Here is a 25450-nt window from a genome sequence, read left to right as displayed (position 1 = left end):
GCCGTTACGCGGAACAGATGAGTGCGGAGGAAGTGGACGCGCTACGCTCGGCGCTCCGGGCGGTGAAGAGGCGGAGCAGCGCATGATCACAGCAGTGGGGCTGGCCGGATACGCGGTCCTGATGGGTGCCACGGTGCCTCCCCTGCTGGCCCGCGCCCGGTGGGCGCCCCGTGCGCCGGCCGTCGCTGTGGCGGCCTGGCAGGGCCTCATGGTCACGTTCGTCGTCGCCACCGCCCTCGCCGTGTACCACCTGGTGATGGCCGAGCAGCACATGCACGACGGACTGGTCGGGTTTCTCACCGTATGCGGACTGGCGGCCGACGTGCCGCACGGCAACGCGCCGCCCACCTTCGGTGACGCGCTGGCGATCGCCGCCCCCCTGACAGTGGTGCTGCTGCCGGTGGGCTGGCTGGTCCGTTGCATGTGGCGGGCTCGACGTGCCCGCGCCCGTCAGCTGGACATGCTCACCCTCGTCGGCGAACCTGCGCCCCGGTACGGGGCCGTGATCGTCGACTACGACGCACCGGCCGTCTACTGCTTGTCGGGACCCGGTGCCCACATCGTCGTCACCCGTGGCGCGCTGGACGCCCTGACCGAGGAGCAGTTGCGGGCCGTGGTGGAGCACGAGCGTGCCCACATCAAGGGCAGGCACCACTTGTTGAAGATCCTGGTCGACGCGTTCTCGCGTGCTTTCCGGGGGCTCCCGCTCGCCCGGCACGGCAAGGAACAGACGGACCTGCTGCTGGAGATGATCGCGGACGACCGCGCCCTGCGGTTCTTCTCCCGGGAGGTGCTGGCCACCGCGATGTGCGAGGTCGCGGCCGGGAGAGCGCCGCGAGCGGCCCTGGGGGCGAGTGGATCGGGAGTCCTCATCCGGCTGCGGCGCGTGCTGACCCCGCAGCCCCGGCCGCATCGCGCCGTGTGGCTTGGCATCGTGGCGGCGACCGTCGCGGCTCCGCTGCTTCCTCTGCTGGTGGCGTGCGCGCCCTGACTCCTGCAGGACCTGCGTCATCCCCATACGGTTGCGCATCGCTGCGCGGCTCTGCGTCTCTGCACAGCAGGAGCACCTCACGGTTGAGCATGCCGGCCGCGTCGAGGGGCAGGGCTGCGACGTTGCAGCCGAAGGCCCAGAAGAGGTTGCCCACCGACGGCCCTGGCCACGGACTCGGCCACGCGTTGGTTGTCGCCGGTCAGCAGGACCGGGCGCAGGCCCAGTCGGCGCAGTCGGGCCACCGCCTCGGCGCTGGTCTCCTTCGACGATGTCCCGGTCGTACCCGGCTGCCGTCAGATGGCCATCGTCAGCAGCATCCCGGACATGGTCGCGCCCATGCCGATGTGCGCCGCCAGGGCGGCGTTCGGTTCGGCGCCGACCTTGCGGCGGCGGCCACGACCGGCCCCTTCGCCCGCCCGGGCCCTGTCCCACACGGAGAGCGCCAGTGAGGCCAGGAACACGACCAGTGTGTCCGGGACGGCAAGAAGCCAGCGCCCCCAGTTACGGCCCTCGGCGAGGTTCTTGTCCGTGCCGCGTACCCGTACCCACACGGACGCGGCGATCGACAGAAGGAAATACACGGCGAGCACCGCGATCACGATGCGCCACACGGAACCCGAGTCGCCGGAGGCGCCGGCCGCCGTCCTGGGTATGCCCGGCATGCTCATCCCGGGCATCGGCCCCATTCCCTCCATCCCCTCCACGGAGCTCATCCCGGCCATGCTGCCGGTGCTCGCCGTGCTCGCCACGTTCTCCATTCCGGGCATGCCGGCCATGGAGGACCCGAGCGTGAGGACGGGGCCGGACGAGGTGGTGGTCATGGCGAGTGTCATGACCACCATGCCGAAGCTGCCGACGATGAGGTGCACCCAGTGGCGGCCGTGCTTCCACCCGTACGCGCGGGTGTGCTTGACCGCCAGCGCCACGCCGCCGAGCCCGAGCAGAGTGAACACCGTCGTCCACCACATGCCGTAGTCCGCGTACCAGGCGACGGTCGCGGGCAGGCCCATGAGGGCCATGCACAGGCCCATGAGCAGATCGCCGCCCGCCGCGAAGCGTGTCTCGCCGCTGGTGGTCACCACCCGGACCGCACTGACGGCGGCCACCAGCGCGGCGACCACCGCGATGGACCAACTGAGTGCCGTGTTTCCCATCGTCACCTTCCCGATCGATCCCATACGGGCCAACAACTGCTAGTCCCCTTAGTACGTTAGGGGGTCAGAGGATGTTCAGGTGACTGGTGGGATGGCGCACACTTCTGTCAGCTCTGCCGTGGGGGCGCTGTCCGGCATGCGTCGCACGGAGAACGCGGCACGAACAGGCGTGTGCCACGGTCTGCGCGCCATGCGGGGACGAGTGCGCCGACCACGCCGAGGCGCACGGCCTGCCGACTGTACGCCGAGGCGTGCCGCCGCTGCGAGCGGGCGTGCAACCACTCACCGGGCTTGAGCCGGCTCTCGCTGAACCGCGCCGTGTTGGTCGTGGAGGGGGAACGGGTTCAGACGCGGACGCCGAACATGAACGGTCCGCCGATGGTGTCCATCGACTCGTAGCGGACGACCGTGCCGGTGCGCGGTGCGTGCAGGATCTGGCCGTTGCCCGCGTAGAGGCCGACGTGGTGCAGGTCGTTGAAGAAGAAGACCAGGTCGCCGATCGCGAGGTCGTTCGCCGAGTAGATGCGGGTGCCTATGGTGGTCTGCGCCTGCGAGGTGCGGGGTATGGCGACGCCGGCCTGGGCGTACGCCCATGAGGTGAGGCCCGAGCAGTCGAAGGAGGAGGGCCCGGAGGCGCCGTAGACGTACGGGGAGCCGAGCTTGCCCTGGGCGGCGGCGTAGGCCGCGGCGGCCCGGCTGGAAGCGGCGCTGGAACTCCCGGTGAGGACGCTGCGCTCACTGGCACGGCTGGCGCGCGCTTGCTCGGCGGCGAGTTCGGCCTTCTCCTTGGCGGTCAGGGAGTTGAGCAGTTTCTGCGCCTCGGCGAGCTTTGCCTGGACTTCCTTCTTCTTCCTGCCCAGTTCGGTGCGGGTGGAGGCGAGGTCCTTGAGCTTCTCGGCTGCCTCGGACCGCTCCTGGGCGAGTTCGCGCTGCTTGTCCTGGACCTTCTTCAGCGCCTGGACCTGCTGGCCGCTCAACTGGTCGAGCGTGGAGGCCTTGTCGAGGTAGTCGTCCGGGTCGGAGGAGAGGAGGAGCTGGACGGAGGGGTCGATGCCGCCGGAGCGGTACTGGCCCGCCGCCAGGGATCCGAGGCCGTCGCGGAGCTTGTTGAGCTCCTCCTGGCCACGGGCGACCTTGTCCTGGATGCCGGAGATCTCCTTCTGGAGTTTCCCCTCCTTTTCCTTGGCCCCGTCGTACTCCTCGGTGGCCTTCTCGGCATCCTCGTAGAGCTTGTCGACCTTGGACTTGACCTCGTCCTTGCTCGGCTTGGCGCTCGGTGCGGCGTTGGCGGCGTTCGCGCTCAGAGCGACGGCAGCGGCGGCTGCGGTGGTCAGCACGGTCACGCGTGCGCGGCTCGGCTGCTTGGGTCGACGGTGGGACGCCACGGAGGCGAGCTCCTTCTTCCTTCAGCCGCCTGCCGACACGCCGGCGGGCGGTAACGTCCGCCGTCACTCACCCGTTGTGAGTGATCACCCGTGCGGAGGTTCGAGCTAGACCCTAGTGATTGTCTTGTGGTCAGTTCAAACCCTGGTGCTAAAAGACTTAGTAGCCGTGCTCCTCGCTCTGAGGTCGGGGCGCCGAGGTGGCATGCCCTCACCTGGGACGAGCCGGGCCGCTGATTCCCGCAGCCGGAGCAGGCCGGGAGGCCGCGTCACGTGTCCGTGCGCTTTCGCACCTGGCGCAAGGCCCTGCGCAGTGCGGCAATTTCGGCGGATGACATCTGGCCGACGAAGTGCGTGAGCGCCACGGGGCGGTCCTCGCTGGCGCTGAGGGCGTCCTCCATGAGGGCCGCAGAGTACTCCTCCCGGGTGCGCACCGGCTCATACAGCCAGGCACGCCCCTCTTTCTGCTCCCGCAGTAGCCAGCCCTTGCTGTGGAGAATGTTCGCCACGGTCATCACCGTGGTGTAGGCGACGGGCCGCGTCCGGTTGATGTCGTCCACTATCTCGCGCACGGTCGCCGGGCGCCTCCACCGCCACAGGCGGTCCATGATCTCCGCCTCCAGATCGCCCAGCCGTCGCATGCCCAGCGTCTCCCTCTGCACCTGGTAATCACCGTCATCGTAAGGGGTGGTGGGCGGCGGGTGGCGCGGTCTGCGCGCGAGAAGGGTGGTCTGCGACCCAACGACGCCGGCCGGTACGCCTGTTACGGCCGCGTCGGCGGCTGCCCGATCACCGGCAACGGTCCGGACGACGACCACCGGCGAGGTGGGCCGGCTCCGAACCGCCCCTCACTGAACCGCCCCTCACTGAACCGCCCTTCAGTGAACCGCCCTTCAGCGGACCGACGCGGACGGCGGACGTTCGCGTACGGCGCCGTAGGCGAGGAAGTACGCCGGCGCCCGTTTCAGCCACCGCGAGGTGGTGAGCAGCTCGGTCATACGCTGCGCCCGCGCGGGATCGCCGAAGGGCGGGCGGCCCTCCAGCAGCGGTTCGATGACCCGCGCATGGGCGGCGCGCTGCAGCGCCTGTGTCGCGACCGCGGTGGCCCGGCGGCGGCGCTGCACGCGGCGCACGTCACGCAGTCCGACCGCGCCCGCGCGCAGCGGCCCGACGAGATACCGTGCGGCGGCCACGGCGTCCTCCACGGCGAGGTTGATGCCGATGCCGAAGACCGGCGACATCGCGTGTGCCGCGTCGCCGATGCACAGCAGACCCGGCCGGTGCCAGCGCCTGAGGCGGTCGAGGCGTACGTCGAGCAGCTTCACCTGGTCCCACGACCGCAGCGTGTGCGCACGGTCGGCGAGCCAGGGGACGGCGGCCGTGAAGGCGGCCGTGAACTGCTCGAGGCCGGCCGCACGGTGCCGGCCGTCGGATCCCTTGGGGATCAGCACGCCGCACTGCCAGTAGTCGCCGCGGTCGATCAGGGCCGTGATGAAGCGGTCGCCGACGCCTCCGACGAGCCCGGGCGGGTCGTCCTGCCGCCGTGGCAGCCGGAACCACCAGGCGTCCATGGGACAGGGGAACCGCCGCAGGCCCAGCTCGGGCAGTGACCTGGCGAGCGAGCCCCGGCCGTCGCAGGCGACGGTGAGGCCGGCGCGCAGCTCACCGGTACGGCCGTCGGAGGTGCGGTACCGCACCCCGGCGACCCTCCCCCGAGCTCTCGGCTTCGCTCCAGCAGGGGGGACCCCCGCGGGCTCCACCAGGAAGGACGTCGCCTCGGTGCCCATCCGCAGGGAGAAGGACGGCTCCCGCCGGGCCTCGTCCGCCAGGAGGTCGAGCAGGTCCCACTGCGGCACCATGGCGATGTAGTTGTACCTGCCCCGCAGCGCGCCGATGTCTCCGACGGTGACCAGTGAACGGTCCCGGCCGACCGGCAGCTGAACCGTCGTCACCCGCCGTTGCGGCAACCGGGCGAACCGCTCGGCGAGGCCCAGGTCGTCCAGCAGGGCCAGGGTCGAGGGATGCACCGTGTCCCCGCGGAAGTCGCGCAGGAAGTCGCCGTGCTTCTCGACGACGGTGACCTCCACTCCGGCCCGGGCCAGCAGCAGGGCGAGGACCATTCCGGCGGGGCCGCCGCCCACCACACAGCAAGTGGTCCGGTCCATCGGTCCCACCTTCCTCATATAGATCGCAAAGTCGACCATACTTGGACATATATTCTCAAGGTCTGCGGAGGCGACGATGAGTGAGCAGCCCCTCCTCCTCCCCTATGCCGACCCGGCCTTCGTGGCCGACCCCTTCCCGTTGTACCGGCGGTTGCGTGAAGAGGGCCCCGTCCGGCGCGCGGTCGTCGCCGGTGGCCTGGAGGCATGGCTGGTCACGCGCTACGAGGACGGCCTCGCCGCGCTCTCCGACCCGCGCCTGAGCAGCGACATGCACGACGCGTCCGACCCCCGGCTCCTGCGGCAGCTGCCCACGACGGAGCGCGAGTCCATGCTGCGCACCATGCTCCAGGCCGACCCGCCCGACCACACCCGCCTGCGGCGCCTGGTCTCGAAGGCGTTCACCGCGCGCCGGGTGGCGGAACTGCGGCCCCGCGTGCAGGCCGTCACCGACGGGCTGCTCGACGCGATCGTGCGGGCCGGCCGCGCGGACCTCGTCGCCGACTTCGCCCTGCCGCTTCCGGTCACCGTCATCAGCGAGCTGCTCGGGGTGCCCACGGCGGACCGGCACGACTTCCAGCGGTGGACCGACGACATGATCCTCCAGGGCCCCGAGCCGCCGGACCCGGCCGTGGTCGACGCCGCCTGGCAGCAGATGCGCGCCTACCTGACCGGGCTCCTGGACGCCAAACGGGCCGACACCGGAGACGACCTGCTCAGCGCTCTGATCACCGCTCGCGACGAGGAGCGGCGGCTGGACGAGGACGAGCTGATCGCCATGGCGTTCCTGCTGCTGGTGGCCGGATACATCACCACGGTCAACCTGATCAGCGGCGGCATCGCCGCGCTGCTCGCCCACCCCGACCAGCTCCGGCTGCTGCGGGACGATCCGTCGCTGCTGCCGGACGCGATCGAGGAGTTCCTGCGCTACGACGGACCGGTGAGTCCCGGCATCGCCCGCTTCGCGCGGGAGGACGTCGAGATCGCGGGCGTGACCGTCCCGCGCGGCGCCACCGTGCTCGTGGCCACCGCCATCGCCGACCGGGATCCGGCACGGTTCGCGGAACCCGATCGTCTGGACGTCACCCGCCGGGACAACGCCCACCTCGCCTTCGGGCACGGAATCCACTACTGCCTGGGCGCTCCGCTGGCACGGCTGGAGGGCCAGATCGCCATCGGAACCGCCCTGCGCCGCCTTCCCGGTCTCGCCCTGGCCGTGCCGCCGGGCGAACTGCGCTGGAGGCCGAGCGGTCTGCGCGGCCCCGAGCGCCTGCCCGTCACGTTCACGCCCGGTTCCGTGCCCGACGGCACGGGCCCGGCAACCCCTGCGTGACGCCGGCGGGACCGGCGCGACGGAGCGGGCCGCCGGCGCGCCCGTCCGCCGGGGGACGCGGTCCCGGGCCGGTCAGAGCAAGCCGACCTCGCCGGCCTTCGCGATGGCCTCCACCCGGTTGCGGGCGCCGAGCTTCTGCATCGCGACCTGCAGATACGTCTTCACCGTGTTGCGTGTGAGACTCAGCTCCTCGGCGATCTCCGGATTGGTGCGTCCCATCGCGACCTGCCGCAACACGTCGTACTCGCGGCGGGTGAGCCCCACGTCCTCCAGGCGCCGGCGCAGTTCCGCGCCCTCGGGGGTGCACAGGCGCGGGTCGATGACCCGGCCGCCGGCGGCGACCTGGTGGATGGCCGTGGCCAGGTCCGGTGTCGCCGCGTCCTTGAGCAGACAGCCGCCGGCGCCACGGGCCAGGGCGGTCTGGACGGCCGCGTGGTCGCCGTAGGCGGTGAAGATCAGCACATGGACGCCGGGGACCTCGCGGCGCAGCCGTTCGATCACCTCCGGCGCGAGCATGTCCGGAAGCCGCAGGTCGAGCAGGACGACGTCCGGCCGCAGCTCCGCTGCGAGCCGGACGGCCTCCGCGCCGGTCCGCGCGCTGCCGGTGACCTCGATCTCCGGGTCGTGGCGCACCAGCAGCCCGACCCCCTCACGGACGACGGGGTGGTCGTCCACCACCAGTACCCGCAGCGGCTGTGCGGCTGTCCGCGGCGGCGTCACAGGCATGGGACCCAGGCCCGGACGGTCAGCCCCGCGTCCTCGTTGCCGATCACCTGCAAGGTTCCGCCGAGCCGCTGCAACCCGTCGTTCAGCGCGGCCAGCCCGATCCCGCCGACGGGCAGGGCGGACTCGGGACCGAACGCCTCACCGGCCGGCGTCTGCTCCCCATGGCCCGGCCAGCCCACCCCGTCGTCCGTGATCGCCGCCATCACCCCGCCGTCCACAGCGGTCAGGCTGACCACCACGGACGACGCGTGGGCATGCTTCTCCACGTTCAGCAGTGCCTCCCGCACCGTGGCCAGCAGCATGCGACGCCTCGGCGGATCCAGTTCGGGGAGTTCGGTGAGCGTCAGCGCCCGGCTCGCCACGTCGGTACGTTCCTGGAAGGCGCGGCAGTCGCTGGCGACCGCGGCCGACAGCGAGCGGTCCGGCGGGACCGTGCTCAACGCGGCGAGGGACTCACGCAAGGCCGCCGCGGCCTCTGCCAGCTGCCGCTCCACGGCGCCGAGCCGGTCGGTGAGGCCGGGCTCGGCGGTGTACCCGGTCCGCAGGTCGCGCACCTGGGCGCCGATGGTGAACAGCATCGCGCCGACCGAGTCGTGCAGCGCCACCGCGATGCGCCGCCGCTCCGCGGCCGCCTCCGCCTCGCGCTGCGCATCCGCGCGGTCGGCCACGGTCAGGGCGACCCCGGTGGCGTCGGCGATCTCGGACAGGGCGGTGACGGCCCCGGTGCCGAAGGCGGCGCCGTCACGGTGGGCGACGTAGATCACACCGATCACCCGGCCGGCGTGGTGGACCGGCACCCCGAGCATGGACTGGATGCCCTCGGCCGTGATCGGCTCGTCGAAGTGGTGGGTGATGCTCCGGGAGCGCGCGTAGTCGCGCACCACGCAGGGCCTGCCCGTCGCCAGCACCTTGCCGCCCAGGCCCAGCCCGCACGGGACCACCAGGCCGTGCAGACCCCGGTGCTGGGTGCCCGCCCACGACCGCAGCACGGCGACGCCCTCGTCCTCGACCTGGCCGACGAGGCTGATGTCGGCACCGGTGACGACCCGCGCCCGCCGGGCGGCCTCGCGCAGGGCCGCCTTCCGGTCCAGCAGCCCCACCAGGTCGGCGTGCTCCCGGCCCGGACGGTCGCCGGCGCCGGCGCCGGCGGTACGGCCGGCCCGCTCCGTCCCGTCCGGCTGCTGGGGGCGCCGGGGGCGGGGGAGTCGGTTCGGTGCTGGAATGGCCGCGCTCATGGTCGCAGTGTCGCACCGGTCGCGAGCCGCGTGCCAGTGCCTCCTGGGGCACCCGCGCAGGCCAGAGGGGACGTCGCCGGGCGGACGGGGTCCGGAGGCGCACCGCCGGGCCCGGTGCCATCCGGCGACGGGGGGTCTCCATTTGGAGGTGCCGCACGGCGGTCGGCCGCTCCATCATGACCTGCAGTAAGGGCACCGCCGCGAGCGGCAGTGCCGCTTCGGGTCCGGCGACAGCCGGCCCGGCGCGGTCTCCACCATCCGCATGGAGGCCGCAGAGCGGCGGTCCGCTGCTGGCGTATGTGCTCGTCCGTCCGACGAGCCGCGGGCCGGCATCGGACGCTCGGGACAGGCGACGCCGGCCGCGGTGCACCACGGCCGGCCGGCGCGCGGGGCAACCGCCGACGGGACATGCCCGCCGGTCTCCTCGCCGCGGTGGTTCCCACGAGCCGACGCCGACCGGCACCCTGGATGCCGCCGAACGACCTCGCCCGCTCCCCGGGCGGGCAGGAGGCGCCCGTGACCCGGTCGAACGAGATGAGAGGTGTGCGCGAGGATGCGTGCCTACCGTGACGAGCACGAGCGGAGCATCGCCGCCCCGGAGGAGTTCTGGGGGGAAGCGGCCACGGCGGTCGCCTGGACCCGGGAACCGAAGCAGGTCCTGGACGCGGACCACCCGCCGTTCTACCGCTGGTTCCCCGACGGAGAACTCAATACCTGCTACAACGCGCTCGACCGGCACGTCGAGGAAGGTCACGGTGAGCGCGTCGCGCTGATCTACGACAGCCCGGTCACCGGCGCGAAGACCCGCTACACCTACGCGGAGTTGCAGGAGCAGACCGCCCGCTGCGCCGGGATGCTGCGCTCCCTGGGCGTCGGCAGGGGCGACCGCGTGGTGATCTACATGCCGATGGTGCCCCAGGCCGCGGTCGCGATGCTGGCCTGCGCCCGTCTCGGCGCCGTCCACTCCGTGGTGTTCGGCGGCTTCGCGCCGCAGGAGCTCGCCGTCCGCATCGAGGACGCGCAGCCCAAGGTGGTCGTGTCCGCGTCGTGCGGCATCGAGGTGAGCCGCGTCATCGCGTACAAGCCGATGCTCGACGAGGCACTGAAGCTGTCGAGTCACACCCCGGACAAGTGCGTGATCCTGCAGCGCCCCGAGGCGGCGGCGGAGATGACCGACCGCGACGTCGACTGGGACGAGGCGATGGCGGCCGCCGAGCCCGCCGAGTGCGTGCCGGTCGCCGCGACCGACCCGCTGTACATCCTCTACACCTCCGGCACCACGGGCCGGCCGAAGGGCGTCGTCCGGGACAACGGCGGTCACGCCGTCGCGCTGGCCTGGAGCATGAAGAACGTCTACGACATCGGCCCCGGTGACGTCTGGTGGGCCGCCTCCGACGTCGGCTGGGTCGTCGGCCACTCCTACATCGTGTACGCACCGCTGCTGGTCGGAGCCACCACGGTGCTCTACGAGGGCAAGCCGATCGGCACCCCGGACGCCGGCGCGTTCTGGCGGGTGATCAGCGAGTACGGCGTCAAGGCCCTGTTCACGGCGCCGACGGCGATCCGGGCGATCCGCAAGGTCGATCCCGAGGCCGCCCTGCTCGCCGACTACGACCTGAGCGCGTTCCGCACCCTGTTCCAGGCCGGAGAGCGCCTCGACCCCGACACCTACACCTGGGCGAGCGAGAAGCTGGGCGTCCCGGTGATCGACAACTGGTGGCAGACCGAGACGGGCTGGCCGATCGCCTCCAATCTGCGCGGGCTGGAGCCGATGCCGGTCAAGCCGGGTTCGCCGACCGTGCCGGTCCCCGGCTACGACCTGCAGGTCCTCGACGAGGAGGGGAACCAGGTCGCTCCGGGACAGGACGGCGCGGTCGCGATCAGGCTGCCGCTGCCGCCGGGCTCCCTGCCGACGCTGTGGAACGACGACGAGCGGTATGTCTCCTCGTACCTGTCCCAGTACCCCGGCTACTACGTGACCGGCGACGGCGGATACATCGACGAGGACGGCTACGTCTTCATCATGGGCCGCACCGACGACGTGATCAACGTCGCCGGCCACCGGCTGTCCACCGGAGCGATGGAGGCCGTCATCGCGACCCATCCCTCGGTCGCGGAGTGCGCCGTCATCGGGGTGCGCGACTCGCTCAAGGGCCAGGTGCCGCGGGCGCTCGCGGTCCTCAAGGCCGGGTCGGACATCGAGCAGGACGTGCTGGCGAGGGAACTGGTGCAGGCCGTGCGCTCGCAGATCGGCGCGATCGCCGCACTGAAGGAGGTCGATGTGGTGCCGGCGCTGCCGAAGACGCGCTCCGGCAAGATCCTCCGGCGTGCCATGCGGGCGATCGCGGACGGAGTGCAGGAGCCCGTGCCCGCCACCATCGAGGACCCCGCCGTTCTGGAGTCGCTGCGTCCGGTGCTCGACCGGGAGAAGCGCTAGCCGACGGACGGGCGGGACGTCAGGGCTGCGGGGACCTTGTGAAGCGCAGCGGTACGGACCGGAATCCCCTGCCCCCGGGCAGGGGAGGGCGTCGACTCACCAGCGGCCCGGTGCGGGGCGGCTGAGGCCCGCACGCAACGAGGGGCCGACCGGAAGAACCTGGTTTCTCCGGTCGGCCCCTCGTGCGTTGCCCGCCGTCCGGGGGCCACGGGGAGAATGAGCGGCGCCCGGGGGACCGGTTTGTGCGGTCGGCCGGGCGCCTGGTTCTTGGGGTGGGTGGGTGGGTGTGGGTCAGTCCTTGATGTCGCAGATGGTGGCGCCGGAGGTGATGGAGGCGCCGACTTCGGCGTTGAGGCCCTTGATGGTGCCGGCTTTGTGGGCGTTGAGGGGCTGTTCCATCTTCATGGCTTCGAGGACGACGATGAGGTCGCCTTCCTTGACGTCCTGGCCTTCTTCGACGGCGACCTTGACGATGGTGCCCTGCATGGGGGAGGCGAGGGTGTCGCCGGAGGCGAGGGGGCCGGACTTCTTGGTGGCGCGGCGTTTGGGCTTGGCGCCGGCGGCGAGGCCGGTGCGGGCCAGGGACATGCCCAGGGAGGCGGGCAGGGAGACTTCCAGGCGTTTGCCGCCGACTTCGACGACGACGGTCTCGCGGCCGGGTTCCTCCTCCGTCTCGGTGTCGGCGGGGGAGGCGAAGGCCGGGATGTCGTTGACGAACTCGGTTTCGATCCAGCGGGTGTGGACGGTGAAGGGGTCCTGGGAGCCGGTGAGTTCGGGGGCGAAGGCGGGGTCGGTGACGACGGCGCGGTGGAAGGGGAGGGCGGTGGCCATGCCCTCGATGTGGAACTCGGCCAGGGCGCGGGCGGCGCGTTGCAGGGCCTGCTCGCGGGTGGCGCCGGTGACGATGAGTTTGGCGAGCAGGGAGTCCCAGGCGGGGCCGATGACGCTGCCGGGTTCGACGCCCGTGTCGAGGCGGACGCCGGGGCCGGTGGGCGGGGTGAAGGTGGTGACGGTGCCGGGGGCGGGCAGGAAGCCCCGGCCGGGGTCTTCGCCGTTGATGCGGAACTCGAAGGAGTGGCCGCGCAGTTCGGGGTCGGTGTAGCCGAGTTCCTGGCCGTCGGCGATGCGGAACATCTCGCGGACCAGGTCGATGCCGGTGACCTCTTCGGTGACGGGGTGCTCGACCTGCAGGCGGGTGTTGACCTCGAGGAAGGAGATGGTGCCGTCCTGGCCGACGAGGAATTCGACGGTGCCGGCGCCGACGTAGCCGGCTTCCTTGAGGATGGCCTTGGAGGCGCGGTAGAGCTCCGCGTTCTGCTCCTTGGTCAGGAAGGGGGCGGGGGCTTCCTCGACGAGTTTTTGGTGGCGGCGTTGCAGGGAGCAGTCGCGGGTGGAGACGACGGCGACGTTGCCGTGGGTGTCGGCCAGGCACTGGGTCTCGACGTGGCGGGGTTTGTCGAGGTAGCGCTCGACGAAGCATTCGCCGCGGCCGAAGGCGGCGACGGCTTCGCGGACGGCGGAGTCGTAGAGTTCGGGTACTTCGTCGAGGGTGCGGGCGACTTTCAGGCCGCGTCCGCCGCCGCCGAAGGCGGCTTTGATGGCGATGGGCAGGCCGTGTTCCTTGGCGAAGGCGACGACTTCCTCGGCTCCGGAGACGGGGTCGGGGGTGCCGGCGACCAGGGGTGCGCCGGCGCGTTGGGCGATGTGGCGGGCGGCGACCTTGTCGCCGAGGTCGCGGATGGCGTGGGGCGGCGGGCCGATCCAGACGAGGCCGGCGTCGAGGACGGCCTGGGCGAAGTCGGCGTTTTCGGAGAGGAAGCCGTAGCCGGGGTGGATGGCGTCGGCGCCGGAGTCCTTGGCGGCCTGCAGCACCTTGTCGATGTCCAGGTAGCTGGTGGCGGGGGTGTCGCCGCCCAGGGCGAACGCCTCGTCGGCCACGCGGACGTGCAGGGCGTCCCGGTCCGGGTCGGCGTACACGGCCACGCTCGCGATCCCGGCGTCACGGCAGGCCCGGGCGACACGGACAGCGATTTCGCCACGGTTGGCGATCAGTACCTTCGTCAGCATGCCTGCTCCAGAGTGCGGTCGAGGGATGCGCTCAGCCGGTGGACCGTCTCGACGATCCCGCCGATGTCCGCGCCGGGGGTGAACACCCCGTGGACGCCCATGGCCTCCAGCGCGCGGACGTCGGCGTCGGGGATGATGCCGCCGACGAGGATGCGGGTGTCGCCCGCGTCCTGCTGTGCCAGCAGCTTGATCACCTTCTCCACGATCGTCAGATGGGCGCCGGACAGGACCGAGAGGCCCAGGATCGGCGCGTCCTCGGCGATGACGGTCGCGACGATCTGCTCCGGGGTCTGGTGCAGACCCGTGTAGATCACCTCGTAGCCGGCGTCGCGCAGGGCGCGGGCGATGACCTTGGCGCCACGGTCGTGGCCGTCCAGCCCGGGCTTGGCGATCACCACTCGGGCGCGGGGTGCCGGTGCGGTACCGGCTCCGGCACCGGATGTCCGCTGTTGCAGGGGGTTCATGGTTCTCCGATTCGGATGGTCGGCGGGGTGGGGCGAGGGCACGCCGCGGCCGGCCGGGTTCAGTGCGGCCAGTAGGTGCGGCTCCACGCCGCCGGGCCCGGCTGCGGCCGGGCTCCGCCGCGTACGGCGCGCGTCTTGTCCGCCCACTCGTCCGGTCGCCGCGGAGCGGCGGGGGCGAGCGAGGCCGCCGCTGCGGCGCGGGCTCGGACCACCGCCAGGGCGGCGGCGAGCTCCTCGGGGGTGGGGTTGCCCCGTACGACCTTGATCGTCATGTCGGTTTCCAGGGGGGCCGGGGTTTACAGGGGGATGTTGCCGTGCTTCTTGGGCGGGAGGGTTTCGCGTTTGGTGCGCAGGTGGCGCAGGCCGCGGACGATGTGGGCGCGGGTGTCGGAGGGCGTGATCACGGCGTCGATGTAGCCGCGTTCGGCTGCGACGTAGGGGTTGAGGAGGGTGTCCTCGTACTCCTGGATCAGGCGGGCGCGGGTGGCGTCGGGGTCGGCGGCGTCGGTGATGGTGCGGCGGTGGAGGATGTTGACGGCGCCCTGGGCGCCCATGACGGCGATCTGGGCGGTGGGCCAGGCCAGGTTGAGGTCGGCGCCCAGGTGTTTGGAGCCCATCACGTCGTAGGCGCCGCCGAAGGCCTTGCGGGTGATGACGGTGATCAGGGGCACGGTGGCCTCGGCGTAGGCGTAGATGAGCTTGGCGCCGCGGCGGATGATGCCGGTGTGTTCCTGGCCGACGCCGGGCAGGAAGCCGGGGACGTCGACGAAGGTGAGCACGGGCACGTTGAAGGCGTCGCAGGTGCGGACGAAGCGGGCGGCCTTCTCGCTGGCGTCGATGTCGAGGCAGCCGGCGAACTGCAGGGGCTGGTTGGCGACGATGCCGACGGGGTGGCCCTCGACGCGGCCGAAGCCGGTGAGGATGTTGGGGGCGAACAGCGGCTGGGTCTCGAAGAACTCGGCGTCGTCGAGGATGTGTTCGAGGACCGTGTGCATGTCGTAGGGCTGGTTGGCGCTGTCGGGGACGAGGGTGTCGAGTTCGCGGTCCTCGTCGGTGAGGGCCAGGTCGGCTTCCTCGGGGTAGAGGGGTGGTTCGCTGAGGTTGTTGGAGGGCAGGTAGGACAGCAGTTGCTTGACGTACTCGATGGCGTCCTTCTCGTCGCCGGCCATGTGGTGCGCGACGCCGGAGGCGGCGTTGTGGGTGCGGGCGCCGCCCAGTTCCTCGAAGCCGACGTCCTCGCCGGTGACGGTCTTGATGACGTCGGGGCCGGTGATGAACATGTGGGAGGTCTGGTCGACCATGACGGTGAAGTCGGTGATGGCGGGGGAGTAGACGGCGCCGCCGGCGCAGGGGCCGACGATCAGGCTGATCTGGGGGATGACGCCGGAGGCGTGGGTGTTGCGGCGGAAGATCTCGCCGTAGGCGCCCAGGGAGGCGACGCCTTCCTGGATGCGGGCGCCGCCGGAGTCGTTGATGCCGATGACGGGGCAGCCGGTCTTGAGGGCGAAGTCCATGACCTTGACGATCTTCTGTCCGTAGACCTCGCCCAGGGCGCCGCCGAAGACGGTGAAGTCCTGGGAGAAGACGGCGACGGGGCGGCCGTCGACGGTTCCGTAGCCGGTGACGACGCCGTCGCCGTAGGGGCGGTTGCTGTCCAGGCCGAAGTTGGTGGAGCGGTGGCGTGCGAACTCGTCCAGTTCGACGAAGGAGTCCTCGTCCAGCAGCAGCTCGATGCGTTCACGGGCTGTCAGCTTGCCCTTGGCGTGCTGCTTTTCCACGGCGCGTTCCGAACCGGCGTGCGTGGCCTCCTGCACACGGCGCTGGAGATCCGCGAGCTTGCCCGCAGTCGTGTGAATGTCGATGTCGCTGTGTTCTGCGCGATCGGTGCTCACCGCTCGCTCTCCTTCGTGGTCGTGCGTGGGATCCGGGTCAGAAGGTGTCGCGCGGCAGATACACGCCCCAGACGTCGCGCAGGGCGTGCGACACCTCGCCGACCGTGGCGCGCAACCGCAGGGCCTCGCGCATCGGGGGCAGGACGTTGTCGGTGCCCCGGGCGGCGGCACGCAGGGCGTCGAGTGCCCGCTCGACGGCGTCGCCGTCGCGCTCCTTGCGCAGGGCCGCGAGGCGCTCGCACTGGTCCACCTCGATCTGGGGGTCGACCCGCAGCGGTTCGTAGGGCTCTTCCTCGTCCAGGGTGAACTTGTTGACCCCGACCACGGTCCGGTCGCCGTTGTCGATCTCCAGGGCGACCCGGTACGCGGACTTCTCGATCTCCGACTTCTGGAATCCCTGCTCGATCGCGGCGACGGCGCCACCGCGGTCCTCGACGGCCTGCATCAGCTCCATGACCGCCGCCTCGATGTCGTCGGTCATCGACTCCATGACGTACGACCCGGCGAAGGGGTCCACCGTCTTGGTCACATCGGTCTCGTACGCGATGATCTGCTGCGTGCGCAGGGCGAGCCGGGCCGCCTTCTGGGTGGGCAGCGCGATCGCCTCGTCGTAGGAGTTGGTGTGCAGGGACTGGGTCCCGCCCAGCACCGCGCCCAGGCCCTGCAGGGCGACCCGCACCAGGTTGACCTCGGGCTGCTGCGCCGTCAGCTGCACACCCGCGGTCTGGGTGTGGAAGCGCAGCATCTGCGACTTGGGGTTCTTGGCGCGGAACTCCTCGCGCATGATCCGGGCCCAGATGCGGCGTGCGGCACGGAACTTCGCGATCTCCTCCAGCAGCGTGGTCCGGGCGACGAAGAAGAACGACAGACGGGGCGCGAAGTCGTCGACGTCCAGGCCCGCGGCGATCGCCGTGCGCACGTACTCCTTGGCGTTGGCGAGGGTGAAGGCGATCTCCTGCACGGGGCTCGCCCCGGCCTCGGCCATGTGGTACCCGGAGATGGAGATCGTGTTCCAGCGCGGGATCTCCTTGTGGCAGTACGCGAAGATGTCGCTGATCAGCCGCAGTGACTGCTTGGGCGGGAAGATGTAGGTGCCGCGGGCGATGTACTCCTTGAGCACGTCGTTCTGGATCGTGCCCGTCAGCTGGTGTCCCGCGATGCCCTGTTCGGCCGCGACCAGTTGGTACAGCAGGAGCAGCGTCGACGCGGGCGCGTTGATCGTCATCGACGTCGACACCTTGTCCAGCGGCAGTCCCCGGAACAGGGTGCGCATGTCCTCCAGCGAGTCGATCGCCACGCCGACCTTGCCGACCTCACCCTGGGCGATCGCCTCGTCCGAGTCGTAGCCCATCTGCGTCGGCAGGTCGAAGGCGACGCTCAGTCCACCGGTGCCGGCGCCGACCAGCTCGTGGTAGCGCTCGTTGGACTCCTTCGCGGTGCCGAACCCGGCGTACTGCCGCATCGTCCAGGGCCGGCCGGTGTACATGGACGGATACACGCCGCGGGTGAAGGGGAACTGCCCCGGGGCGCCCAGCTTGGCGTCCGCGTCGAAATCCGTCAGCGTCCAGCCGTCGTAGACCGGCTGGATCGGCAGGCCGGACTCGCTCCGTGCAACGGAACCCACGCCGCATCTCCTCTCTGGTACTCAATGTCTTATAGACGGTACTCAGTACCATTGCGAGGGGCAAGTGGTCCCGGATGGCGAGACGGGGAAGGATGAGCGGTCATGAGCAAGCCAGCCGTGCGGATCCGACTAGCAGATGCCGCCTTCGCGCTCTTCGACGAGCGTGGATACGAGCAGACCACCGTCGACGACATCGCCGAGCGGGCCGGTGTCGGGCGCACGACCTTCTTCCGGCACTACCGGTCCAAGGAAGAAGTGATCTTCCCCGACCACGACCGGCTGCTCGCGCTGATCAGGGACCGGCTGGCCACCTCCAGCAACAGCACCGCCCTCGTCGCCGTGTCCGACGCGGTCCGCCTGGTGCTGCTGCACTACCTCGACGAAGGGGATCTGGCGCGCCGCCGGTACGCCCTCACCAGCAAGGTGGCCGCCCTCCGCGACCGTGAGATCGCCAGCGTGGCCCGGTACCAGCGGCTGTTCCGGGAGTTCATCTCGGACTGGATGGGGGACCCGACGAAGTCGGCGTCGCTCCGGGCCGAACTCATGGCCGCCGCGGTGGTCGCGGCCCACAACCACGTGCTGCGCCGCTGGCTGCGGGGGGAGGCGTCCGACCCGGCCGCAGAGGTCGACGAGGCGATGCGCGAGGTGCTCGCCCTCTTCCCGAGCCCTCAGTCCCCCCACGCGGCCGGCGAGGGCGGCACCACCGTCGTCGCCTTCCGGACGGGACAGGACCTCGACGCCCTCCTCCCGTCACTGCGGCGGCTCATGGAGGACGGATCCCGACGGTGAACCCGCCCCGGGCGCACGGGCGGGTGCCGGGCGACACCGCCGCCGGCGCGCGGCACCCGGCCGTTTGATCCGCCGGTCCGCCGGCCCGGCGGGTCGAGCCAGGTCCGGTCTGGCGGCCTGGTCCGGTCGGGCGGTGAGGTCCGGCCCGGGACCGCGCCGTCGGACCGGGCGCCGGACCGGGGCGCCGGACCGCGCCGCCGGACCGGGGCGCCGGACCGGCACCCGCGCAGGCCGCACGGGGGCCGTGCCGCCCGGTGGCGGGGGCAGGATGGACAATGAAGGTGATCGCCACCGACGGCAGGGTCGTGCCGTCGGCGTGTCCTTCTCCTGAGGGGAGCTGTGTCTCATGCCGGCGCCACCGCTCGACACCACCGCCGTCACGGACCTGGTCGCCGCAGCCACGGCCGCTCCGTCCATGCACAACGCCCAGCCATGGCGGTTCCGCTTCTCCACCCGCACCCGGACCTTCGAACTGCGTCCCGACCTCGAACGGGCGATGCCGCACACCGACCCCGACCACCGCGCCCTGCACCTCGGCTGCGGTGCCGCCCTCCTCAACCTGCGCGTCGCCGCGGCCCACCACGGCTGGGGCACGGACACCCGGCTGCTTCCCGACCCCGCTGACACGCACCTGCTCGCCACGGTCACCCTGACCGGCACGGAACACCCCGACACCGAGCTGGCCCGGCTGTTCCCGGCGATCCACCGCCGGCACACCAGCCGCCACCCCTTCGAGGACCGGCCGGTACCCGCCCCGGTCGAGGAGGCACTGTGCGAGGCCGCCCGCCGGGAGGGCACCCAGCTGGTGTTCCCGGATCCCTGGCACGTCGAGTCGCTCCTGGAGTGGGTCGAGGACGTCGAGGGACGCGACACCCTGGATCCCGAACGGTTCGAGGACATCCGCCGGTGGTCCCGCCTCGGGGCGGAGGACGCCGGGACGGCCCTCGACGGCATCCCCGACTACGCCTTCGGACCGCGCAAGCTGCGCGGCCGGGCGCCCGTACGCGACTTCGCGGGCCGCCGGCCCGTCCCCGACCGCCCGACGGCCGCCTTCGAGGCGACACCGCGCCTGGCGATCCTGGGCACCACCTACGACCGGCTGCCCGACTGGCTGCGGGCGGGGCAGGCGATGGAGCGGGTGCTGCTGCTGGCCACACTGAACGGACTGGCCACGTCCCTCACGTCCCACGCCCTGGAGTGGAAGGACCTGCGCGAGCTGGCCCGGGATCCCGGGTCGGCCATGGGGTTCGTGCAGATGGTGGTGCGCATCGGCTACGGCCCCCCGGGCGAGGCGACACCACGCCGACCCGTGCGGGACGTCCTGGAGATCGACTGAGCCGGCAAGGGCCCGGGCGCCGCGACGCCCCGGATCACCCCCGCAGGGGGACGACCGCGACCGGGCAGGAGGCGTGGTGCAGGGCCGCGTGGGCGACCCGGCCGAGTTGCAGCCCGGAGCGCCCGTTCCCGCGCCGGGCACCGACGACCAGCAGGGCGGCGCCGCGGGACACCTCCAGCAGCACGTGCCCCGCCTGGCCCTCGGTCACCTGCCGGCGGACCTCCACCCGGGGATGGTCGTGCACCGCCTGGACCAGGGCCTCGTCGAGGATCTCCGCCGCCTGTTCCCGGTGGTGACGGGCGGGGTCACCGGTGAGCAGCGGATGGTCCATGGGCTCGTGCGCCGGGCAGCGCCAGGCCCGCACCGCCAGCAGCGCCCAGCGGCGCACCTCGGCCTCCCGGAAGGCGAACGCCACGGCCTGCGATCCGCTGCCCGCGGCGCCCACACCCACCGCGACCCGCGGATGCGCTCCCACGGAGCCGTCGTCCGCGCCGCGTGCCACGACGACCGGACAGTCGGCGCGGGCCGACACGGCCAGACTCACCGAGCCGAGCAGCAGCCCGGCCAGCCGGCCGCGGCCCCGCGACCCGAGCACCAGCATCGACGCGTTGCGACCCTCGTCCAGCAGGGTCCGCACGGGGTCCTCGGGCACCACCAGGGCCGAGATCTCCAGCCCCCCGGCGCGGCGCCTGGCATGGCCGACGGCCGTGTCGACGAGGGCCTCGGCGATCGCCTTCTCGGAAAGACGGCCCAGGTCACGGGCGACCTCGGCACCCTCGTAGCGCTGCCAGAGGAAGGCGTGCACGAGGCGCAGCGGCACCCCGTGGGCCACCGCCGCGTCCACCGCCCAGTCCACCGCGCGCAGACTCGACCGGGACCCGTCGACACCGACGACCAAGGGCAGCCCCATGACGGTCACCGCCTTCCCGCGGACGTACCCCCCAGTTCGATGATGGTCCGGGCGCCCCGGTTGCGACACCCGGAGCGGGGCACCGCGTCACTGGAAGGCCGCGTGGATCTCCCGCTCGGTCGCGGCGTGGGAGACGAGCAGGAGTTCGTCACCCGGCCGCAGCCGGACCGACGGGGCGGGGACGGTGGGCTGCCCGTCGCGCACGAGGGTGGCGATCACGGTGCCCTCCGGGAGGACGATGTCGGACAGCAGGCGCCCGGCGGCCCGTGAGCCGGGCGTGATGGCCGTCTCGATCACATCGACGCCCGCCTTGCTCAGGCGGAGCAGGGCGACGGTGTCGGTGGCACCCGTGGCCTCCTCGATCAGCGAGATCAGGGGTGTGGCGGCGGGCACGGCGACATCCACCCCCCAGCGCTGGTCGAACAGCCAGGCGTTCTCCGCTTCGTTGATCCGGGCGGCGACGCGGGGCACGGCGAACTGGCGCTTGGCCAGCAGGCTGACGACGAGGTTGTCCTCGTCGTCGCCGGTGGTGGCGATGACGAGATCGCTCGTGTGCGCTCCCGCGTGCTCCAGCACATCGGGTTCGCAGGCGTCCCCGACGAGCAGCCGCACCGACGCGGGCAGGCGGCCCTGGAGCTCGTCGACACGGTCCTCGTCGACGTCGACGAGCGTCACATCGTTGCGGGCGGCGGCGAGGACCTGGGCGATCTGCGTGCCGAGCCGTCCGGCACCCGCGATGAGCGCTTTCATGTTCCCAGCTCCTTGTCCAGAAAGCCGCGCAGTCTGCCCAGCGCGGTGGCGGCCACCGCGAACGTCACCAGGTCGCCCGGGTGCGCGACGCTGCCGTGGGCGGGCACGAGGGAGCGGCCGCCGCGGGTGATCTCGACGACGCGGATCTCGCCGTCGACGTCGAACTCGGCCAGCCGCCGTCCGGCCAGGTAGGCGGGCAGTTCGGAGCGGACGAGCAGGGTCTCCCCGTTGCCGAAGCTGAGTTCCGGGGTGAGATGGCGGTGCAGCAGCATCTGGTGGACCTGGTGCACGGTCCAGCGGACGCTCGCGATCGTCGGGATGCCCAGTTCCCGGTAGATGTCGGCACGGCGGGGGTCGTGGATACGCGCGATGACGACCGGGACCCGGTAGGTCTCCTTGGCGGTACGGGCGCTGACGATGTTGCTGTTGTCGCCCGAGGTGACGGCCGCGAACGCGTCGGCGTGCTCGATCCCGGCCGCCTCCAGGACGGCGCGGCTGTAGCCGTTGCCCTCGTGGCGCCGGATCCGGTCGTTCTCGGGAAGCCGCCGGAACGCCTTGGCCCGCCGGTCGACGACGCGGACGTCATGGCCTTCGGACGCGAGCAGGGCGGCGAGCTCGGAGCCGACCCGTCCGCATCCCACGATGATCACTCTCATCGCTGTGCTCCCTTCCGGTTCCGGGCCTCGGTACGGTGGCGCAGCCACGCCTTGCGGGCCTCGTCGGCGAGCAGGGGCAGCACGCCCAGGGCCACCAGCACGGCCCAGTCGCCGGCGGCCAGCGGCGCGGTGTTGAAGACCGACTGGAGCACCGGTGCGTAGCTGATGGCCGCCATGAGGGCGATGCCAAGGCAGCCGGCGGCGAGCAGCGCGGGGTTGGACAGCAGCCCTGCCTTCAGGACGCTCTGGCGGTCGGTGCGCACCGCCTGGGCGTTGAAGAACTGGCTGACCACGATCCCGGCCTGGGTCATGGTGATCGCCTCCCGGTAGACCGGGTCGCTCGGGGTGAAGTCGCCGTACGGGATGCCCGAGCCGTGGATGTGCCAGAAGAACACGGCGCTCACGCCGAGCGCCTGGATGCCGCCCAGGAACAGGATCCGTCCCACGACCGCGGCCGAGAACAGCGGTGCGCGGCGCGAGCGCGGCGGCCGGTCCATCACGTCCGGTTCCGGCGGTTCCGCGCCCAGCGCCAGGGCGGGCAGGACGTCCGAGCCCAGGTCGATGGCGAGGATCTGCACGGCGCTGATGGGCACCAGCGGGAAACCGACGAACGTGGCCACCAGGATGGGGACCAGCTCGCCGATGTTGTGGCTGAACAGATAGACGAGGAAGCGGCGGATGTTCTGGTAGACGGTCCGGCCGAGCCGTACCGCCGTGGCGATGGAGGCGAACGAGTCGTCCAGCAGCACCATCGCCGCCGCTTCACGGGCCACATCGGTGCCCGAGGCACCCATCGCCACGCCGATGTCGGCGTGCTTCAGCGCCGGGGCGTCGTTCGCCCCGTCCCCCGTGACCGCCACCACCTCACCGCGCCGCTGGAGGGCCGTCACGACCCGCATCTTGTGCTCGGGGCTGACCCGGCACAGCAGCAGCTCGGAGCCCTCGGCCAGCAGGGCGTCCAGCGCGGTGTCGTCCAGGGCGTCGAGCCGGTCGCCGGTCACCGCGACGGGGGCGGGCCCGCGGACGATGCCGACCCTGCGGGCGACCGCCTCCGCGGTCAGCGGGTGGTCGCCGGTGACCATGACGATCCGGATACCGGCCCGGCGGCAGGCCGCCACCGCGTCGGTGACCTCGGGCCGGGGCGGGTCCTGCATGCCCGCGAGACCGAGCAGGGTGAGTCCGCACTCGGCGTCGGCCCGCGCCGGACGGGGGCCCGGCACCGTGCGCCGGGCGACCGCCAGGACCCGCAGCCCCTGGGCCGCCAGGTCGTCGGCGGCGGCCGTGACCGCCGCCCGCAGCTCGTCCGTCAGCGGCCGGGTGCCGTCCCGCCACTCGGCGGCGGTGCACCGGGCCAGCAGTTCCTGCGGCGCGCCCTTGACGTAGGCGTCATGACCCCCGCGGGTCCTGTGCACCGTGGTCATCAGCTTGCGCCGGGAGTCGAAGGGGAACTCCGTCACCCGGGGGGCGGCGGCCTCCTCGGCGGCCAGGTCAAGACCCGCCTTGGCCGCCGCCACGAGCAGGGCCCCCTCGGTGGTGTCGCCCAGCACGCGCCAGCCGCGCCGCCCCGACGGCGGTACGAGCCGGGCGTTGCAGCACAGCCCGGCGACCCGCAGCAGCTCGCGCACGGGCGCCGCGTCGGCGACGTCACCGGTCGGCGCGTACCCGACGCCCGTCACGGGGTACGACACCCCGGCCGCCCAGACCCGGGTGACGGTCATCTCGGCCTGGGTGAGCGTGCCGGTCTTGTCGGTGCAGATGACGGTCGTGGCCCCCAGCGCCTCCACCGCCAGCAGCTTCTTGACCAGCGCGTGGCGGCGGGCCATGCGGCGCACACCGATCGCCAGCGACACCGACAGCGTGGCGGGCAGGCCCTCCGGAACGAGCGCGACCATCACACCGAGCGCGAAGACGAACGAGTCGACCAGGGGCTGCCCCGAGGGCAGGCGGATCGCGAACAGCAGGGCGCCGATGGCCAGCGCCGCCCCCGCCACCCGCCGGGCCATCACGGCCACCTGCCGCTGCAGCGGCGTCCGCTGCCGTGGCGCGGCGGCGGCCAGCCGGTAGATCCGTCCGAACTCGGTGGCCGCGCCGGTGGCGAACACCACGCCCCGGCCGGACCCGGCGACGGCGTCGGTGCCCATGAACACGCAGTTGCGGGCGTGGAGCACCGGCCCGTCCGCCACCGGCTCGGCGGTACGGCCCACGGCGGTGCTCTCCCCGGTGAGCGGCGCGTTGTCCACGGACAGCTCGTGCGCCTCGACCAGGCGGCAGTCCGCCGGCACGGCGTCCCCGGCCTCCAGCACCACCACATCGCCCGGGACCAGCTCGGCCGCCGGCAGCTCCCGCCGCTGCCCGCCGCGCAGCACACGGCAGGTGTACGGCACCATGGCCTGCAACGACTCCGCCGTCCGCTCCGCCGAGTACTCCTGGGTGAACCCGATCGCCGCGTTCAGCACCACGACGCCGAGGATCGCCACCGCCAGCTGCAGGGTCCCGGCGTCACGGGGGTCCTGGAGCCCGTAGGCCAGGAAGGTGATCCCGGAGGCGACGAGCAGCATCACCGCGAACAGATCCGTGAACTGACCCGCCAGCTGCCGCCCCACGCCCCGCCGCCGCGCCCGGGGCAGTTCGTTGGGCCCGTACCGCGCGCGCCTGGCGTACGCCTCCGGCTCCGTCAGCCCGCGCGGCGAGGTGCCCAGCGCCCCGAACACCTCGCCGGCGCTCATTCCGGGCGTGGGCGGCCCGCCGTCCGGCCCGGACGGTGAGGCCGCCGCGGCTCCTCGCCGGCGGGTGGCAAGCGCCCCCGGCCCGAGGTGGACCACCATGCACACGATGGTGCGAACCGGCGCCCCGCCACCGCCAGGGCCGTTCGGGGCAGGCACCCGGACCGGCCGACCCCCGCCCCGGGGCGAGGACCGGCCCGGGGCCCCGCCACGGGGGTCCGGGCCGACGCGCGCTCAGGACAGACAGCCGACGTGGGCGAGCGCCTGCTTGAGGAGGGCGCCCTGACCGCCCGGCATCTCGCTCTGCACCATGGCCGACGCCGCCTCCTGCGGGCTGAACCAGACCAGGTCAAGGGCGTCCTGGCGGGGGCGGCAGTCGCCGGTCACCGGGACGATGTAGGCGAGGGACACCGCGTGCTGCCGGGGATCGTGGAACGGGGTGATCCCCTGCGTCGGGAAGTACTCGGCGACGGTGAACGGCTGGAGCGACGCCGGTACCCGGGGCAGCGCCACGGGCCCGAGGTCCTTCTCCAGATGGCGCAGGAGGGCGTCCCGGACCCGTTCGTGGTGCAGGACCCGCCCGGAGACCAGGGTGCGGCTGACGGTCCCGTCGGGCCCGATCCGCAGCAGCAGTCCGATGCTGGTGACTTCCCCGCTGTCGTCGACGCGCACGGGCACGGCTTCCACGTACAGGATCGGCATGCGGGCACGCGCCAGCTGGAGTTCGTCGGGAGTCAGCCAGCCGGGCGTGGTTTCGGTCGTGTCAGGCATTGCCCGATCGTACGGTCAACACCTTGCGCTGTGTGCATGTCGCTCCAG

Annotated in this window: 21 protein-coding genes and 1 pseudogene; 5 read left to right on the top strand and 17 right to left on the bottom strand. The window is 72.2% G+C overall.

Annotated features, from left to right (window positions below; all coding sequences use genetic code 11):
• Nucleotides 1–82: 82 nt before the first annotated feature.
• Nucleotides 83–991 carry a M56 family metallopeptidase gene (locus tag ACZ79I_RS04705; RefSeq protein WP_471494341.1) on the top strand — a complete coding sequence of 303 codons (909 nt, stop codon included), beginning with the start codon at nucleotides 83–85 and terminating at the stop codon, nucleotides 989–991.
• A gap of 152 nt (nucleotides 992–1143) precedes the next feature.
• On the opposite strand, the pseudogene ACZ79I_RS04700 reads toward ACZ79I_RS04705, so the two are convergent.
• The 5 genes and pseudogenes from ACZ79I_RS04700 to ACZ79I_RS04680 all read right to left on the bottom strand — a co-directional run.
• Nucleotides 1144–1254 (bottom strand): annotated as a pseudogene (locus tag ACZ79I_RS04700) (HAD family hydrolase); the annotation flags it as partial.
• A 30-nt stretch (nucleotides 1255–1284) separates the two neighbouring features.
• On the bottom strand, nucleotides 1285–2145 hold the full coding sequence (locus tag ACZ79I_RS04695) for a DUF5134 domain-containing protein (RefSeq protein ID WP_471494339.1): 861 nt from the start codon (nucleotides 2143–2145) through the stop codon (nucleotides 1285–1287).
• A 344-nt stretch (nucleotides 2146–2489) separates the two neighbouring features.
• Entirely contained in the window at nucleotides 2490–3530 is a 1041-nt protein-coding gene (locus ACZ79I_RS04690; RefSeq protein ID WP_471494337.1) for a C40 family peptidase, read from the bottom strand.
• Nucleotides 3531–3796: 266 nt separating this feature from the next.
• On the bottom strand, nucleotides 3797–4168 hold the full coding sequence (locus tag ACZ79I_RS04685; RefSeq protein ID WP_471504761.1) for a BlaI/MecI/CopY family transcriptional regulator: 372 nt from the start codon (nucleotides 4166–4168) through the stop codon (nucleotides 3797–3799).
• 252 nt (nucleotides 4169–4420) lie between these two features.
• The gene (locus ACZ79I_RS04680; protein WP_471494335.1) at nucleotides 4421–5692 is read right to left on the bottom strand and encodes an FAD-dependent oxidoreductase; all 1272 of its coding nucleotides are present in this window, start codon (nucleotides 5690–5692) and stop codon (nucleotides 4421–4423) included.
• Nucleotides 5693–5768: 76 nt separating this feature from the next.
• Here ACZ79I_RS04680 and ACZ79I_RS04675 point away from each other — a divergent pair, with 76 nt between their 5' ends.
• The gene (locus ACZ79I_RS04675; protein WP_471494334.1) at nucleotides 5769–7022 is read left to right on the top strand and encodes a cytochrome P450 family protein; all 1254 of its coding nucleotides are present in this window, start codon (nucleotides 5769–5771) and stop codon (nucleotides 7020–7022) included.
• Nucleotides 7023–7094: 72 nt separating this feature from the next.
• Here the strand turns inward: ACZ79I_RS04675 and ACZ79I_RS04670 are convergent, their stop codons facing one another.
• A complete protein-coding gene (locus ACZ79I_RS04670) occupies nucleotides 7095–7748 on the bottom strand; it encodes a response regulator (RefSeq protein WP_471494332.1) in 654 nt (217 codons plus the stop codon).
• The gene (locus tag ACZ79I_RS04665; RefSeq protein ID WP_471494330.1) at nucleotides 7739–8983 is read right to left on the bottom strand and encodes a GAF domain-containing sensor histidine kinase; all 1245 of its coding nucleotides are present in this window, start codon (nucleotides 8981–8983) and stop codon (nucleotides 7739–7741) included. Before ACZ79I_RS04665 ends, ACZ79I_RS04670 begins: the two co-directional genes overlap by 10 nt.
• Before the next feature lie 553 nt (nucleotides 8984–9536).
• Here ACZ79I_RS04665 and ACZ79I_RS04660 point away from each other — a divergent pair.
• On the top strand, nucleotides 9537–11420 hold the full coding sequence (locus tag ACZ79I_RS04660; protein WP_471494328.1) for a propionyl-CoA synthetase: 1884 nt from the start codon (nucleotides 9537–9539) through the stop codon (nucleotides 11418–11420).
• A 291-nt stretch (nucleotides 11421–11711) separates the two neighbouring features.
• Here the strand turns inward: ACZ79I_RS04660 and ACZ79I_RS04655 are convergent, their stop codons facing one another.
• From ACZ79I_RS04655 to ACZ79I_RS04635, 5 genes are read right to left on the bottom strand one after another with little or no spacing between them, the layout of a single operon-like run.
• The gene (locus ACZ79I_RS04655; protein WP_471504758.1) at nucleotides 11712–13484 is read right to left on the bottom strand and encodes an acetyl/propionyl/methylcrotonyl-CoA carboxylase subunit alpha; all 1773 of its coding nucleotides are present in this window, start codon (nucleotides 13482–13484) and stop codon (nucleotides 11712–11714) included.
• Nucleotides 13481–13951, bottom strand: coding sequence for a cobalamin B12-binding domain-containing protein (locus ACZ79I_RS04650; RefSeq protein WP_471494326.1), 471 nt, complete (start codon nucleotides 13949–13951; stop codon nucleotides 13481–13483). The genes ACZ79I_RS04655 and ACZ79I_RS04650 overlap by 4 nt, the downstream gene beginning before the upstream one ends.
• A 59-nt stretch (nucleotides 13952–14010) precedes the next feature.
• The gene (locus tag ACZ79I_RS04645; RefSeq protein ID WP_471494324.1) at nucleotides 14011–14223 is read right to left on the bottom strand and encodes an acyl-CoA carboxylase epsilon subunit; all 213 of its coding nucleotides are present in this window, start codon (nucleotides 14221–14223) and stop codon (nucleotides 14011–14013) included.
• 24 nt (nucleotides 14224–14247) lie between these two features.
• On the bottom strand, nucleotides 14248–15843 hold the full coding sequence (locus ACZ79I_RS04640; protein ID WP_471494323.1) for an acyl-CoA carboxylase subunit beta: 1596 nt from the start codon (nucleotides 15841–15843) through the stop codon (nucleotides 14248–14250).
• A gap of 37 nt (nucleotides 15844–15880) precedes the next feature.
• Entirely contained in the window at nucleotides 15881–17467 is a 1587-nt protein-coding gene (locus ACZ79I_RS04635) for an acyl-CoA mutase large subunit family protein (protein ID WP_471494321.1), read from the bottom strand.
• A gap of 102 nt (nucleotides 17468–17569) precedes the next feature.
• On the opposite strand from ACZ79I_RS04635, the gene ACZ79I_RS04630 reads away from it, so the two are divergent.
• Complete coding sequence (locus ACZ79I_RS04630; protein ID WP_471494319.1) at nucleotides 17570–18256, top strand: TetR/AcrR family transcriptional regulator; 687 nt, start codon at nucleotides 17570–17572, stop codon at nucleotides 18254–18256.
• Between the two features lie 346 nt (nucleotides 18257–18602).
• The gene (locus ACZ79I_RS04625; RefSeq protein ID WP_471494317.1) at nucleotides 18603–19592 is read left to right on the top strand and encodes an Acg family FMN-binding oxidoreductase; all 990 of its coding nucleotides are present in this window, start codon (nucleotides 18603–18605) and stop codon (nucleotides 19590–19592) included.
• A 34-nt stretch (nucleotides 19593–19626) separates the two neighbouring features.
• On the opposite strand, the gene ACZ79I_RS04620 is transcribed toward ACZ79I_RS04625, so the two are convergent.
• The 5 genes from ACZ79I_RS04620 to ACZ79I_RS04600 all read right to left on the bottom strand — a co-directional run bounded on the left by ACZ79I_RS04620 (nucleotide 19627) and on the right by ACZ79I_RS04600 (nucleotide 25402).
• Nucleotides 19627–20502 carry a universal stress protein gene (locus ACZ79I_RS04620; RefSeq protein WP_471494315.1) on the bottom strand — a complete coding sequence of 292 codons (876 nt, stop codon included), beginning with the start codon at nucleotides 20500–20502 and terminating at the stop codon, nucleotides 19627–19629.
• An 87-nt stretch (nucleotides 20503–20589) separates the two neighbouring features.
• The gene (locus ACZ79I_RS04615; protein ID WP_471494313.1) at nucleotides 20590–21252 is read right to left on the bottom strand and encodes a potassium channel family protein; all 663 of its coding nucleotides are present in this window, start codon (nucleotides 21250–21252) and stop codon (nucleotides 20590–20592) included.
• Nucleotides 21249–21908 (bottom strand): potassium channel family protein, encoded by a 660-nt coding sequence (locus ACZ79I_RS04610; RefSeq protein WP_471494311.1) that lies wholly within the window; start codon nucleotides 21906–21908, stop codon nucleotides 21249–21251. The genes ACZ79I_RS04615 and ACZ79I_RS04610 overlap by 4 nt, the downstream gene beginning before the upstream one ends.
• Nucleotides 21905–24733, bottom strand: coding sequence for a cation-translocating P-type ATPase (locus ACZ79I_RS04605; protein WP_471494309.1), 2829 nt, complete (start codon nucleotides 24731–24733; stop codon nucleotides 21905–21907). Before ACZ79I_RS04605 ends, ACZ79I_RS04610 begins: the two co-directional genes overlap by 4 nt.
• A 132-nt stretch (nucleotides 24734–24865) precedes the next feature.
• Nucleotides 24866–25402 carry an NUDIX hydrolase family protein gene (locus ACZ79I_RS04600; RefSeq protein ID WP_471494307.1) on the bottom strand — a complete coding sequence of 179 codons (537 nt, stop codon included), beginning with the start codon at nucleotides 25400–25402 and terminating at the stop codon, nucleotides 24866–24868.
• Between the last annotated feature and the right edge of the window lie 48 nt (nucleotides 25403–25450).

This window comes from Streptomyces sp. PSU-S4-23, from assembly GCF_055632315.1.
The sequence above is the reverse complement of the archived record's forward strand: the minus strand, read 5'-3'. Positions and strand labels throughout refer to the sequence as shown.

What these genes read in the sequence shown, in the direction of transcription:
- ACZ79I_RS04705 (WP_471494341.1), top strand. Translation starts at nt 83, where the DNA reads ATGATCACAGCAGTGGGGCTGGCCGGATACGCGGTCCTGATGGGTGCC.
- ACZ79I_RS04695 (WP_471494339.1), bottom strand. Translation starts at nt 2,145, where the DNA reads ATGGGAAACACGGCACTCAGTTGGTCCATCGCGGTGGTCGCCGCGCTG.
- ACZ79I_RS04685 (WP_471504761.1), bottom strand. Translation starts at nt 4,168, where the DNA reads ATGCGACGGCTGGGCGATCTGGAGGCGGAGATCATGGACCGCCTGTGG.
- ACZ79I_RS04680 (WP_471494335.1), bottom strand. Translation starts at nt 5,692, where the DNA reads ATGGACCGGACCACTTGCTGTGTGGTGGGCGGCGGCCCCGCCGGAATG.
- ACZ79I_RS04675 (WP_471494334.1), top strand. Translation starts at nt 5,769, where the DNA reads ATGAGTGAGCAGCCCCTCCTCCTCCCCTATGCCGACCCGGCCTTCGTG.
- ACZ79I_RS04670 (WP_471494332.1), bottom strand. Translation starts at nt 7,748, where the DNA reads ATGCCTGTGACGCCGCCGCGGACAGCCGCACAGCCGCTGCGGGTACTG.
- ACZ79I_RS04665 (WP_471494330.1), bottom strand. Translation starts at nt 8,983, where the DNA reads ATGAGCGCGGCCATTCCAGCACCGAACCGACTCCCCCGCCCCCGGCGC.
- ACZ79I_RS04660 (WP_471494328.1), top strand. Translation starts at nt 9,537, where the DNA reads ATGCGTGCCTACCGTGACGAGCACGAGCGGAGCATCGCCGCCCCGGAG.
- ACZ79I_RS04650 (WP_471494326.1), bottom strand. Translation starts at nt 13,951, where the DNA reads ATGAACCCCCTGCAACAGCGGACATCCGGTGCCGGAGCCGGTACCGCA.
- ACZ79I_RS04645 (WP_471494324.1), bottom strand. Translation starts at nt 14,223, where the DNA reads ATGACGATCAAGGTCGTACGGGGCAACCCCACCCCCGAGGAGCTCGCC.
- ACZ79I_RS04630 (WP_471494319.1), top strand. Translation starts at nt 17,570, where the DNA reads ATGAGCAAGCCAGCCGTGCGGATCCGACTAGCAGATGCCGCCTTCGCG.
- ACZ79I_RS04625 (WP_471494317.1), top strand. Translation starts at nt 18,603, where the DNA reads ATGCCGGCGCCACCGCTCGACACCACCGCCGTCACGGACCTGGTCGCC.
- ACZ79I_RS04620 (WP_471494315.1), bottom strand. Translation starts at nt 20,502, where the DNA reads ATGGGGCTGCCCTTGGTCGTCGGTGTCGACGGGTCCCGGTCGAGTCTG.
- ACZ79I_RS04615 (WP_471494313.1), bottom strand. Translation starts at nt 21,252, where the DNA reads ATGAAAGCGCTCATCGCGGGTGCCGGACGGCTCGGCACGCAGATCGCC.
- ACZ79I_RS04610 (WP_471494311.1), bottom strand. Translation starts at nt 21,908, where the DNA reads ATGAGAGTGATCATCGTGGGATGCGGACGGGTCGGCTCCGAGCTCGCC.
- ACZ79I_RS04605 (WP_471494309.1), bottom strand. Translation starts at nt 24,733, where the DNA reads ATGGTGGTCCACCTCGGGCCGGGGGCGCTTGCCACCCGCCGGCGAGGA.
- ACZ79I_RS04600 (WP_471494307.1), bottom strand. Translation starts at nt 25,402, where the DNA reads ATGCCTGACACGACCGAAACCACGCCCGGCTGGCTGACTCCCGACGAA.